This window comes from Leptolyngbya sp. FACHB-541 (assembly GCF_014695875.1).
In the GTDB taxonomy this organism is placed as follows: Bacteria; Cyanobacteriota; Cyanobacteriia; order Elainellales; family Elainellaceae; genus JAAUTN01.
On sequence record NZ_JACJPC010000043.1, the window covers coordinates 38,014 to 51,128 of the forward strand.

Annotated in this window: 11 protein-coding genes; 9 read left to right on the forward strand and 2 right to left on the reverse strand. The window is 48.8% G+C overall.

Going from position 1 to position 13,115, the window contains the following annotated elements; all coding sequences use genetic code 11:
* Positions 1–396: 396 nt before the first annotated feature.
* The 6 genes from H6G00_RS07695 to H6G00_RS07720 all read left to right on the forward strand — a co-directional run bounded on the left by H6G00_RS07695 (position 397) and on the right by H6G00_RS07720 (position 4,951).
* Positions 397–705, forward strand: a complete 309-nt coding sequence (locus H6G00_RS07695; protein WP_190644641.1) for a carbon dioxide-concentrating mechanism protein CcmK — start codon at positions 397–399, stop codon at positions 703–705.
* Positions 706–838: 133 nt separating this feature from the next.
* Positions 839–1,180, forward strand: a complete 342-nt coding sequence (locus H6G00_RS07700; RefSeq protein WP_190644640.1) for a carbon dioxide-concentrating mechanism protein CcmK — start codon at positions 839–841, stop codon at positions 1,178–1,180.
* Positions 1,181–1,187: 7 nt separating this feature from the next.
* A complete protein-coding gene (locus H6G00_RS07705) occupies positions 1,188–1,490 on the forward strand; it encodes a EutN/CcmL family microcompartment protein (RefSeq protein WP_190644639.1) in 303 nt (100 codons plus the stop codon).
* A 261-nt stretch (positions 1,491–1,751) separates the two neighbouring features.
* Positions 1,752–3,488 carry a ribulose bisphosphate carboxylase small subunit gene (locus H6G00_RS07710; RefSeq protein WP_190796302.1) on the forward strand — a complete coding sequence of 579 codons (1,737 nt, stop codon included), beginning with the start codon at positions 1,752–1,754 and terminating at the stop codon, positions 3,486–3,488.
* 44 nt (positions 3,489–3,532) lie between these two features.
* Positions 3,533–4,141: a transferase gene (locus H6G00_RS07715; protein ID WP_190796303.1), complete on the forward strand. Its 609-nt coding sequence runs from the start codon at positions 3,533–3,535 to the stop codon at positions 4,139–4,141.
* 33 nt (positions 4,142–4,174) lie between these two features.
* The gene (locus H6G00_RS07720; protein WP_190796304.1) at positions 4,175–4,951 is read left to right on the forward strand and encodes a BMC domain-containing protein; all 777 of its coding nucleotides are present in this window, start codon (positions 4,175–4,177) and stop codon (positions 4,949–4,951) included.
* 34 nt (positions 4,952–4,985) lie between these two features.
* Here H6G00_RS07720 and H6G00_RS07725 read toward each other — a convergent pair whose 3' ends face one another.
* Positions 4,986–6,953: a serine/threonine-protein kinase gene (locus tag H6G00_RS07725; protein ID WP_190796305.1), complete on the reverse strand. Its 1,968-nt coding sequence runs from the start codon at positions 6,951–6,953 to the stop codon at positions 4,986–4,988.
* Positions 6,954–7,550: 597 nt separating this feature from the next.
* On the opposite strand from H6G00_RS07725, the gene clpB reads away from it, so the two are divergent.
* Positions 7,551–10,226, forward strand: coding sequence for an ATP-dependent chaperone ClpB (gene clpB / locus H6G00_RS07730; RefSeq protein WP_190644634.1), 2,676 nt, complete (start codon positions 7,551–7,553; stop codon positions 10,224–10,226).
* A gap of 94 nt (positions 10,227–10,320) precedes the next feature.
* On the opposite strand, the gene H6G00_RS07735 is transcribed toward clpB, so the two are convergent.
* On the reverse strand, positions 10,321–10,761 hold the full coding sequence (locus H6G00_RS07735; RefSeq protein WP_190644633.1) for a hypothetical protein: 441 nt from the start codon (positions 10,759–10,761) through the stop codon (positions 10,321–10,323).
* Between the two features lie 316 nt (positions 10,762–11,077).
* On the opposite strand from H6G00_RS07735, the gene H6G00_RS07740 reads away from it, so the two are divergent.
* Positions 11,078–12,271: an FtsW/RodA/SpoVE family cell cycle protein gene (locus H6G00_RS07740; RefSeq protein WP_190644632.1), complete on the forward strand. Its 1,194-nt coding sequence runs from the start codon at positions 11,078–11,080 to the stop codon at positions 12,269–12,271.
* Between the two features lie 97 nt (positions 12,272–12,368).
* Complete coding sequence (locus H6G00_RS07745; RefSeq protein WP_190796306.1) at positions 12,369–13,109, forward strand: cytochrome c biogenesis protein CcdA; 741 nt, start codon at positions 12,369–12,371, stop codon at positions 13,107–13,109.
* Positions 13,110–13,115 lie beyond the last annotated feature (6 nt).

Here is a 13,115-nt window from a genome sequence, read left to right on the forward strand (position 1 = left end):
CAACCTAATGTTGAGGAGTGAAATCCATCTAAATAAGCCTGTACTTATCGGTGGTATTATAAAATCTCATAAATAAGCCTTTTAATTCAGTCTAAAACCTTGCTGCTTGATACTTTCACTTGAAGAATACAAGAGGTGGAGTTCAGCTATTCTCTGACTCCCTTGAATTAGATTCCTTGCAATTGTTCAACAATTGTGCTTGCAAGATAAGTCGGGATTATATTTTTTATTAAAGATAATCATTCTGCTTTATATTGTCAAAGTAAAGACATCCCCTGTATTCTTAAGCTTGGGAACTCTAAAGGTGCTTTTCTGAAAATTAAATCGGGCTCTCCGTCCAAATTTTCAGTTAAGAGCTGTATTTATTAACAAATTCTTCTTTGCGGGAGATGACTAATGCCAATTGCTGTTGGAATGATTGAGACGAAGGGCTTTCCTGCTGTGGTAGAAGCAGCAGATGCGATGGTGAAAGCTGCTAGGGTTACGTTAGTTGGGTACGAAAAGATTGGCAGTGGTCGCGTCACTGTAATTGTGCGAGGCGACGTTTCCGAAGTGCAAGCCTCTGTTGCGGCTGGCGTGGAATCTGTTAAGCGGGTAAATGGGGGAGAGGTTCTCTCTACTCATATTATTGCCCGTCCACATGAAAACCTTGAATATGTTCTGCCAATTCGATATACAGAGGCTGTAGAGCAATTTCGAAGTTAATTAAGAGTCAAAGGTAAGCGGTTCAATTAAACATAATTGAACTTCTAAATTAAGCTTCTGAAGGATTGTTTCAGACCGCTTAAATTGTAAAAGGTTTGTTTTTCAAAAACTAAAACTTGGAAGGGAGAATACGATGGCGATCGCAGTTGGAATGGTAGAAACTTTGGGCTTCCCCGCTGTAGTAGAAGCAGCAGACGCGATGGTGAAAGCAGCCAGAGTTACATTAGTTGGGTACGAAAAAATTGGCAGTGGTCGCGTCACTGTAATTGTGCGAGGCGACGTTTCTGAAGTGCAGGCTTCAGTGGCAGCCGGGGTTGACAACGTTAAGCGAGTGAACGGTGGACAAGTCCTCTCCACTCACATCATTGCCCGTCCCCATGAAAACCTGGAATATGTCCTCCCCATCCGCTACACCGAAGCAGTTGAGGCATTCCGGGAAAGCGTCAGCGGTATCCGTCCTCTCAACCGTCCATAACTTCATAATGCAGATTGCTAAAGTTTGTGGCACTGTTGTCAGTAATCAAAAAGAACCTAGCCTCAGAGGAGTCAAATTCTTACTATTGCAGTTCCTAGACGAGGAAGGGCAACCCTTGCCGGAGTATGAGGTAGCTGCTGATAGTGTTGGGGCAGGCATTGATGAATGGGTTTTGGTGAGTCGTGGAAGTGCTGCGCGCCAGGCTCCTGGCAGCGAAACCCGTCCTCTAGATGCTTTAGTAGTTGGAATTATTGATACGGTCAGCGTTGACAATCGGCTCCTTTATAGCAAACGCGATCAAGATCGTTAAATTCTCAATTCTGCTTTAGAGTCCAGGCTGAGCGATGCCCAACAAGCTTTTCTAGGGTCGGTTGCTGTCTTGCAAAAGCTTTAGGAGGTCGAGATAAGCCAGGGGTGAGTCATTTACAGATTTTGCCAACGGTCAAGTCTTTTGAGTGCCAACTCCCTCTGCTGTTACGGCTTGAATCTCAGATCAATCTTTTTTCTTTGCTAAGCAAGCTGATTTTAGTTGACTTGCGGTATCGCTCTTTTCAGTCAGGAGAAATTCATCATGGTCGTTCATGGTTCTGCTGCTCCTCCCACTCCCTGGTCAAAGAGCCTGGCTCAGCCCAGGATTCATGAGACAGCATACGTTCATTCCTTCTCCAACATTATTGGAGATGTGTCTATTGGTGCCGATGTGCTGATCGCTCCAGGAACTTCTATTCGAGCGGATGAGGGCAGCCCTTTCTATGTAGGCGAAGGAACCAATGTTCAGGATGGCGTGGTCATTCATGGTCTAGAGCAGGGGCGAGTTATTGGAGATGACCAAAAACACTACTCTGTTTGGATTGGGAAAGACACTTCTATCACCCACATGGCGCTGATTCATGGACCAGCTTATGTAGGAGATGACTGCTTCATTGGGTTTCGCTCTACAATCTTTAATTCTCGTATTGGCGATGGTTGCATCGTGATGATGCACGCGCTGATTCAAGATGTAGAGATTCCACCTGGCCGATATGTTCCTTCTGGATCAATCATCACGACACAACAGCAGGCAGACCGGTTGCCCGAAGTGGAGTCGGTTGATGTTAAATTCGCCCACCATGTTGTTGGGATTAATGATGCTCTTCGGTCGGGTTATCGGTGTGCTGAGAATATTGCCTGTATTGCTTCAATTCGCACTGAGTTGGAGCAGACTTATGAATCTAGCAACGCTAACGGAAACGGATCGAGTAAAAACCATAGTAATAGCCATAATCAAAGTCAAATGCAAAGCGATCGCCTAAGTTCTGAAGTCGTGCAGCAGGTGGGTCAACTCTTGGCTCAGGGTTACCGCATCGGTATGGAACACGCCGATGCCCGCCGCTTCCAGACGAGTTCCTGGAAAAGCTGTGCTCCCATCCAGTCCAACCGTCAAGCTGATGTGCTTGCTGGTCTAGAAGCCTGTATATCTGAGCATCGCGGTGAATATGTCCGACTATTCGGGATTGATACTCAATCTAAGCGCCGAGTTTCGGAGATGATTGTTCAAAGACCCGGAGATAAGGTAGCAACTGCCCCATCCAGTAGCAGTAGCAGTAACTATTACACCCCCAGTAGCTCCAGCAGCAGCTCTAGCAGCCAAAGCTATGGCACTCAGAACTATTCGTCAGCTAAAAGCAATCGCTTAAGTTCTGAGGTTGTACAGCGGGTGAGTCAGCTTTTGGCTCAGGGCTATCGCATTGGCACCGAACATGCAGATGCGCGTCGGTTCCAAACGAGTTCCTGGCAAACTTGTTCGCCGATTCAAGCAAGTCGTGAATCGGATGCGATCGCTGCTTTGGAAGGATGCTTGGCTGAACATAGTGGTGAATATGTGCGTATGTTTGGCATTGACACCCGTGCTAAGCGTCGGGTGTCAGAATTGATTGTTCAAAGACCTGGCGATAACGGTAATTCTGTTGGTTCTGCCCCAAGTCGATCCTACACACCGCCTGCTGCATCGACAAACGGTTATAGCAGTGTAAATGGTGGAGCGTTCGCCCCATCAGGAGGGAGCCTTGCCTCAGACATAGTGCAACAAGTCAATCAGCTGCTGTCTCAGGGATATCGGGTTGGCGTTGAATATGCAGATGCGCGTCGCTTCCAGACGAGTTCTTGGAAGAGCTGTTCGGCTATTTCAACAATTCATGCGTTAGATGTGATCGCCGCTTTAGAAATCTGCTTAGCTGAACACAGCGGTGAATATGTCCGTCTGTATGGCATCGATACGGCTTCCAAACGACGAGTTTCAGAAACTATCATCCAAAGACCTGGCAAATAGCTTTGCTTTAGACCTTGCATATTTGTTAGAGGTTCTTGTTTCCAATGCGTTTGCCGCCCCTGCGACTCATCAGCGATGTCCACTTTTGTGTAAGTGGCAACGTTACGATACATCCCAGTGCGGTGATTGCTCCTGGTGTGTTGCTTCAAGCTGACGCGGACAGTCAGATTGTTATCGCAGCAGGAGTTTGCATTGGGGCGGGAACGGTCCTACACGTTAATCAGGGAAACTTAGAGATTGAGGAGGGCGCTAGCTTGGGGGCAAGCGTCCTCCTATTTGGCAGTGGTAGGATAGGAGCAAATGCCTGTATCGGTTCTAAGGTTACTATTTTCAATAGTTCCATTGAGCCTGAGCAGGTCGTTCAGGCTGGTTCTTTAATTGGAGATCCTAGCCGTTCTATAACCCAGACGGAATCGGTACCAGCTGAGGCTTCACCTCCTCACGCAGAGACAGCATCAACTCAGGTTTCACCTCCTCAGCCTGCTGAAACTGCTCCGGTTCACTCACCATCGGCTCTCGCTACTGCTGCAAGTGTACCCATCTATGGAAAAACCGCATTGACTCAGTTGATCATTGCGCTTTTCCCTAGTAGGCATTCCTTAGATGATTTACCCCCTGAAAACCAGTCTTCCAATGGCAAAACCCCAGAATGATAGCGCACGATATGCCCTGAATGGAGGTCACAAATGAATGTGCAGGATGGGGGGTCAGTCCTGGCGAGATCAATAGGACAGCCAAAGGACTTCAAAAACAGAGCTTTGGGGTTGGTTTCAACTCGTAGCTTTCCCGCTATTGTCGGTACGGCAGACATGATGCTAAAGTCGTCTGGCGTAACACTGGTGGGTTACGAAAAGATTGGCAGCGGCTACTGCACGGCTGTCGTTCGAGGCGGCATTTCAGATGTGCGAATCGCGGTTGAGATTGGTGCAGAAACTGCTCAACAGTTCGGTCAACTCATTTCTAAGGCAATCATTCCGCGCCCTATGCCTAATCTGGATGCGGTGCTGCCAATTGGTAGTCGTTTGGCAAAAATTGTAGAAAATCGGGGACACAATCGCCTGAGCAATCAGGCAATCGGTTTGCTGGAAACGCGAGGCTTTCCGGCAATGGTTGGTGCTGCCGATATGATGCTTAAATCTGCGGATGTGCAGTTTGCGGCCTATGAAATCGTTGGCGAAGGGCTATGTACTGCAATTATTCGCGGTCGAGTTGCAGATGTGGCGATCGCCGTAGAAGCCGGAATGCACGAAGCTGAGCGAATTGGAGAACTCCACGCGGTGATGGTAATTCCTAGACCGTTGGATGACCTGGAGCAAACCTTGCCCGTATCGAGCTGCTGGCTAGATAAACCTCAGCCCCTATCGCTACCTGTAGAATTCAAAGAAACCCAGAAAGAACTGCTGGAATTGCCAGATCTAACTCAACTCCAAGCACCTGCTCGAAAATCAGAAGAATCAGAATAGTTTTCTGCAACAGGATGCAACAGGAGTAGTTGCTTTAGGTTTGCCCCCAAAAGCCATTGTTGCCGTTAGGGGAGGTCAGAGCTGGAGTAAAGCTGAATCGGTTAGGCTCATCGAAAGATTCGCTGGCGATCGCCCCCCACTGCACTCCACTGGTTTCGGGGTATCCCGTTATGGGAGGTAGCTGGGAGGGCTGCCATTGGTTTACCTGCTCCAGCTCTGATTGATCCAACTGTTGCTTGACTTGCCCCTGACCCAGCAGTCGTTTACGTCCCTCCAAGGCGGACTGAAGATCGGGTTTAATCTGCAAAGCTTTGTCGTAGGAGGCGATCGCTTCCTCATGGCAGCGCATCGTTTCCAAAATTTTGCCTCGCTCGTGCCAGGCCCAATAGTTATCGGGCTGAAGCTGCACCACACGATCAAAGGAGATCACTGCCTGCTGATTCTGCTGAAGGTATTCCAGAACTGTGCCCCGCTTAAACCAGGCAACATGATCATCAGGCTGGATTTGCACCACGCGATCATAGGACATGATTGCTTCTTCGTAGCGATGCAGATTTTCTAGCGCCATCCCTCGCATTAGCCAAACGAGGGAATCGTCTGGCTGGTCACGAATAGAGCGATCGCAAGAAGCAACTGCTTCCTCGTAGTGCTGCAAATGATAAAGCTGATCAACCCGCTTAAGCTGGCTCAAAACCCGTTTTCGGCTCTCAACCGCAAGCTGAAAGTCAGGCTTCAGTTGAACAGCGCGATCGTAAGCAGTCACAGCGTCTTCATGCTGTTCTGAATCCTCCAAAACCCTACCCCGATCGTGCCAGGCCCAGTAGTTGTCAGGCTGAATCTTGATTACTCTGTCATAAGCTGCTAGAGCTTCTTCATAGCGCTGCAAGTGTTCTAGCGCTTTGGCTCGCTTGAACCAGGCAAGATAATCTCCAGGTTGCAGTTTCGTGACCTGCTCGTAGGATGTTGCAGCTTCTTCATACTGATGCAAATGTTCTAGTGCCATACCCCGCTTAAACCACACCAGGTATTCGTCGGGTACTGCTTGAATGAATTTGTCGTAACTGGCAACCGCTTCGGTATATCGCTGCTGCTGAAATAGTTCATCTCCCCGCTCAAACCAGAGCAGATATCCATCCAAACTTACCGACCGGACGGTCGGCAAGATTACTGTGGTGTGATGGGGAGTCACCAAATCTTTGAGAACGTCTAGTGCCTCTGCCGCCGACTGATAGCGCTGGCGAAAGTCATAGCGCACCATTACATCCAAGATGTCTGCCAACTCTGGGCTGACCTGTGCTTTCTCGCGCCAAATAACTTCACCTGTGCGGGGATCTTCCCTAAAGTGAGCCGGAGAGCAACCTGTAAGTGCTTGAATCCCCACCATTCCAACTGCATAAACATCGCTGCTAAAGCGAGGCTTGCCAGCCATCTGTTCGTTAGGCATATAGCCTGATGAGCCGATCGCAATCGTCACAGTAGAGAGATCTGCGCCCAACTCCTGAAAGCTAATTTGTTTGACCGAACCAAAGTCGATCATGACGATTTTGCGATCGCTGCTCCGTCGAATCAAATTAGAAGGCTTGATGTCGCGGTGAATAACCTGCTGCTGGTGAACAAACTCTAGCGTTGTGAGAATATCTTGCAGTAAAGCAACGACCTCAGGTTCTTCCACAGCCCGACCTGCCCTCAACTCTCGACTCAGCACCACTCCTTCAATCAGTTCTTGAACCAGGTAAAACTCTTGATTTTCCTCAAAGTGAGCAAAAAGCCTGGGAATCTGGTCGTGGCTACCCAATTCATCCAGTACCTTTGCCTCTTGATCGAACAAGCGTCTGGCAGACTGCAATGCCTCGTCGCTGGTCACTTTGGGTTTGAGTTGCTTGACGACGCACTCAGGATTTCCAGGCAAGTGTAAATCCTCAGCGAGATAGGTTTGTCCAAATCCTCCCCCACCTAGATGGCGTTTGATTTGGTATCGCCCACCAAGTGTTTGTCCCAGCATAAGTAAGTATGTTTTGCAGAAAGTGATTTTCAATTAATGCCCTGAAAGAACCGCGCAGCATTCGCCCGGAGGCAAATTGAATCGAGTGCAGCAATTCTTTCTGAAGTTGTCAGGCGTAGATGTACGGGTTAGCGCACGATAAACCAGAAGCAAAACTGATCAACAGGGCATTGAAAGGGGTGAGCGAGAAGGCACAAAGCAAGTTGAGGAAACAGAGAACTCGCCATTTCACCTCCCAGTATTCCCCACACTCTGATAAAGCTGCTTGTAGAATCAGTCAAGATTGAATGAAATTTTCCACCTACTCCCTTCCTGGTCAAAGATTAGGGACTAAAAGATCAGGGATGTACGCCGCGCCCGAGGGTGCATCCCTAATTTTTTAGTGGGAAAGAAGTAATTTCACAGCTGCTCGTAGATTCACTAATTCCTAAAAGGAACGGGCTGACTTGCTGCACAAATTCACGCCAAATCAGCAACACCTGAAACAATTGAAGTAAAGCGATGGATTCTGGTAGAGCGGCTTACAGGATTAAGCCACCCAGATTGTTATACTAAAGTCGCTGAGAATATGGTTTTTCGACGGAATTTCTTTAGAACATGCAGCCCACTGACCCTAGCAAATTCACTGAGAAAGCCTGGGAAGCAATTGTGAAATCCCAGGATGTTACTCGTCGCTTCAAGCACCAACAGCTAGAGGTTGAACATCTGGCGATCGCCCTTCTAGAGCAAGAAGGGTTAGCCCACACAATTTTGCAGCGGGCAAATCTTGACCCGAATGCGCTCAAGCAACAGCTAGAAACCTTTGCCCAACGTCAACCTAAGGTTTCAGAAAACGCGCAGCTTTATTTAGGGCGCAGCCTGGATTTGATGTTAGACCGGGCTGAAGCAGCGCGGCAAACCTGGCAGGATGAGTTTATCTCAGTTGAGCATTTGCTGCTGGGGATGGCGGAATATGAGCGGGTCAATCGTCGCTTTCCCAGAAACATTAACCTAGATCCAAAACAGCTTGAAGCTGCTGCCAAAGTTGTTCGCGGTAGCCAGCGAGTGACGGATCAAAGCCCGGAAGGGCGCTACGATGCATTGGAAAGATATGGACGGGATCTGACTGAGCAGGCAAAGGAAGATAGGCTTGATCCGGTAATTGGTCGGGACGAGGAAATTCGTCGCGTGGTGCAGGTTCTGTCTCGTCGCACCAAAAATAACCCAGTGCTGATTGGGGAGCCGGGAGTCGGAAAGACGGCGATCGCCGAAGGGTTAGCCCAGCGCATCATTAAAGGAGACGTGCCTGAATCGCTCAAAAACCGTCGCCTGATTACCTTAGACATGGGTTCGCTGATTGCTGGAGCGAAGTATCGCGGAGAATTTGAAGATCGGCTGCGGGCAGTTTTGCGCGAAGTGACGAACTCGGATGGACAGATCGTTCTATTCATCGACGAACTGCATAGTGTTGTGGGGGCAGGGGCAAGCCAGGGCACGATGGACGCAGGTAACTTACTCAAGCCGATGTTGGCACGGGGTGAACTGCGCTGCATTGGGGCGACGACTTTAGATGAATACCGCAAGCACATTGAGAAAGATGCGGCTCTGGAGCGACGTTTTCAGCAGGTTTATGTCGGTCAGCCCAGCGTGGAAGACACAATCTCCATTCTGCGAGGCTTGAAAGAACGGTATGAAAAGCACCATGAAGTGAGTATTTCTGACAGTGCTCTAGTGGCTGCGGCAACGCTGTCTGACCGTTATATCAGCGATCGATTCCTACCCGATAAGGCGATCGATTTGGTAGATGAAGCTGCTGCCAAGCTCAAGATGGAAAGCACCTCAAAACCAGAGGAGTTAGAAACCATTGATCGGCGCATCATGCAGCTTGAGATGGAACAGTTTTCTTTGCAGAAGGAAGGACAATCTCCGGGCATCGTGGTTGCTTATCGTGCTGCCAAAGATCGCTTAGAGCGAATTGAGAGCGAGATCAGTGAACTGAAGCAGGTGCAGCAAAAACTGAATTCTCAGTGGGAATCTGAGAAGCAGATGAAAGATGAAATCAATGCCCTGCGCGAAGAAGAGGAAAAGCTGCGACGGCAGATTGAGAAGGCGGAGCGAGACTACGACCTGAATACAGCAGCTCAGTTGAAATATGGGCGACTGGAAGTCGTGCATCGCGAGCTAGAGGCAAAAGAAGCAACGCTGATTGAAATTCAAGAACGTGGTTCTTCTTTGCTTAAGCAGCAGGTGACTGAAGCTGACATTGCTGAGATTGTGGCAAAGTGGACCAGTATTCCTGTGAACCGCCTGATGGAGTCTGAGCGGCAAAAGCTGTTGCAGCTTGAAACTTACCTGCATGAGCGGGTAGTGGGCCAGCAAGAAGCGGTTGAGGCAGTAGCAGCGGCAATTCGGCGGGCGCGGGCTGGGATGAAAGATCCGGGTCGTCCGATTGGTTCTTTCCTATTTATGGGTCCAACGGGAGTTGGTAAAACTGAACTGGCGCGGGCGTTAGCAGAATCTCTGTTTGACACTGGCGATTCGCTGGTGCGGCTTGATATGTCGGAATACATGGAGAAGCATTCTGTTTCACGCTTAGTGGGTGCGCCTCCGGGTTATGTGGGTTATGAGGAAGGAGGGCAGCTTTCAGAGGCGATTCGCCGTCACCCTTACTCTGTGCTGCTGCTGGATGAAGTGGAGAAAGCACACCCAGACGTGTTCAACATTTTGCTACAGGTGTTAGATGACGGGCGAATTACTGACTCTCAAGGGAGAGCGGTTGATTTCAGAAATACGGTGATTGTGATGACGAGTAACATCGGCAGCGATCACATTCTGGATGTGTCAGGAGATGATTCGCAGTATGAACTGATGCGAAAGCGGGTGACCGATGCACTGCGATCGCACTTTCGTCCTGAATTTCTGAACCGTGTTGATGACATCATTCTCTTCCACCCGCTGCGGTTAGAAGAGCTGCGGCAGATTGTTGGCATTCAGCTTCAGCGGATTCACCGTCTGCTAGCAGACCAGAAAATCACGCTAGAACTAACGCCAACTGCCCAAAATTACATCGCTGAAGTGGGCTTTGATCCGGTTTATGGAGCACGCCCGTTGAAGCGAGCGATCCAAAAAGAGTTGGAAAATCCGATCGCCACCAAAATTCTAGAGAACACGTTTATTGAAGGTGACACAATCCTCATTGACCTGGTAGACCACAAGCTGACTTTTAATAAAAGAAAGCTGGTAATCGATGAGCAGACGGCGATCGTGCCCCAAGTCTTGGCAGCGGAGAGCTGAGGTATGCCGGTTAGTTGAGCAACAAATTAATTCATTAGGAATGTGAATCAATTAGTGAATCAACTAATTGCGGGGCGAAACACTCGCCCCACAATCAGGAACTAACCAGCTTCTCGGTTGGATTGGAGTTCGTCCAGTTCAACTCATTGGAGTTGCTGTAGTACTCCTCCAGTAAAAGTTTGTCTGCCTCGCTCATACCCGGATCACTGTCTTGGTCAATTTCTAGAAGGGTTTCTTGAACAAGATTCATTTGCTCTTCTGCTTCTGCTAATACAGCCTGAGTTTCGGGCTGAAGCAAAACTTCAAACGACTTTAATTCTTTGTATTGAGCTGTAACAGATTGCAGCTTTTGTTCCAATTCCAGCTTTTCTTGCGTTAACTGCTCAATCGTTTGTTTGCAAGCCTTTATTGTCTTGAGGATAGGAATCATTTTGCTTTTCAGCGTCATGTGTTCTACATCAAGCTTCTGAAATTTGTCTGCAAGTTCGATGTAGCAACGGCACAGGTAGATGTAACGCTCGGCAATGTTGCTCATGTTCTTACCCAAAAAATTGCTAACTAACTCACAAAGGGAAAGAGTTCAATCGGCAATATCGTAAAGAACCTGTTGCCTAAATGGTGTAGTCAACACTACTTCACAAGCAAAAAAAATCCCCAGCATGAAGCCAGGGATTAATTCAGGGTGCATCTACCATTCCTTTATTCCTAATTGGGGTACCTCATCAGGAATTTTTTAGAATTTGTGCAAGTTTATATTTTGCGATCGCCCCTAGCACCTGCTCCCCTATGTTCCTTGAAACGCTCTTGCGTTACTGTTATAGGCAAATTGTTTAAATGACTCGTTGAGCTGCGTGAATCTTCGATATCTAATTCCGCTATTGGACTCTTCTGTAAAAGAATGGGCTTTAGAAGCTCGGCTACTGCGATGGCTGACCTTTCTGTGGCTGTTGGTCGGGTTAGTGATGCTGTTTTCTGCATCCTATGCGGTTGCGGATGCAGATTTTGGTGACGGGCTGTATTACTTCAAACGCCAAATCATTTGGGTCATGGTTGGGTTGGTTGGCTTTGGCGTGTTGGTGCATTCGCCTCTGCGCTACGTCTTGGCAGCCGCCGACTGGATTTTAATAGCGCTATTGGGACTAATCTTGCTCACCATCATTCCAGGCTTGGGTACCAGCATTAATGGAGCTAATCGCTGGATCTCGCTGGGATCATATGCACTACTTCAACCTTCTGAAATTATCAAACCATTCTTGGTGCTTCAAAGTGCCCGCGTGTTTGGGCAGTGGGAACGACTATCTAATTCCACTCGCTTGGTGTGGCTAGGTATTTTTGCAGCGGTTGTGGCTGGTATTTTGCTTCAGCCCAACCTGAGTACAGCAGCGCTCTGCGGTATGGTGTTGTGGCTGGTGGCGCTAGCAGCAGGGTTACCCTACCTTTATCTAGGAGCAACAGCGATCGCCGGACTCGCAGCGGCAATTGTCAGTGTCAGCATCAAGGAATATCAACGAGAGCGAATTATGTCGTTTCTCAATCCCTGGGCTGACCCGATGGGAAACGGCTATCAGCTTACCCAAAGTTTGATGGCGATCGGGTCGGGTGGCTTTGGTGGAGCTGGGTTTGGGCTATCTCAGCAGAAGCTATTTTACTTGCCGATTCAATATACTGACTTTATTTTTGCTGTGTACGCTGAGGAATTTGGCTTCATCGGCAGTATGTTACTGCTGCTGCTGCTAGCAGCCTATGCCACGCTGGGTTTAAAGGTGGCGCTAAAAGCAATTAACCCGGTTCACCGACTGGTGGCGATCGGAACTGTAATTCTGCTTATTGGGCAATCGCTGCTCAATATTGGCGTGGCGACGGGCGCACTGCCTACGACAGGTTTACCGTTTCCGTTTTTTAGCTATGGCGGAAATTCGATGATTGCTAGTTTGCTGCTGGCAGGGCTGCTCATTCGCATTGCCCGTGAAGGCAGTGAGGCTAAGGTGGTTTCGCTTGACCATCGGCGTCATCGACGGCAGCGAGGTAGTTTGCCCGGTGCTTGAGCGATGTTTGGAGGGCGATCGCCATTTCTACAGTCAGCCTCCGATAAGATGAAGATACGTCTAACAGTAGATTCGCTCGCTCCGCCATCTTCAAACTATGCTGGAAACCCTACAGACTCGACTATACGAGTTAGGAAACTTTGCTGACACCCTGGTAGCAAATCAGTTGTCGCACCTAACTGTGACGAGCGTTGGAATCATCTTTCTAGCAGGCCTGTTAACAAGTTTGACTCCCTGTATGCTGTCAATGCTGCCCATTACAATTGGCTATATCGGCGGCTATGAAGCCAGAAGTCGAATTCAGGCAGCAACGCAGTCTACCTGGTTTGCGCTAGGTTTGGCGACGACACTAGCAGGACTGGGAATTGCAGCAGCGGGTTTGGGTAGTGTGTATGGTCAGGTTGGGGCAGGGCTGCCGATTGTGGTAAGTGCGATCGCCATTCTTATGGGGCTAAACCTGCTGGAGGCTTTACCGCTGCAATTGCCGAATTGGGGCGGTATGGATTGGATCTCCAAGGATTTGCCTGAGGGCGTTCGTTCTTACCTAATTGGTCTAACGTTTGGATTAGTGGCGTCTCCCTGTAGCACCCCTGTTTTGATTACGCTGCTGGCTTGGGTAACTGAGACAAAAGATCCTGTTTTGGGCGGTGTGTTGCTGTTGTCCTACACTGTGGGCTACGTCACTCCACTGGTTTTAGCAGGCACCTTCACTGCTTCAATCAAAAAGTTGTTAGAACTGCGTCGCTGGTCAAGCTGGATTACTCCGGCAAGCGGTGCATTGCTAGTTGGGTTTGGTGTCTTCTCCCTGCTGTTCCGGTTTTTTCCAGCCGGAATTTAAGAGCTT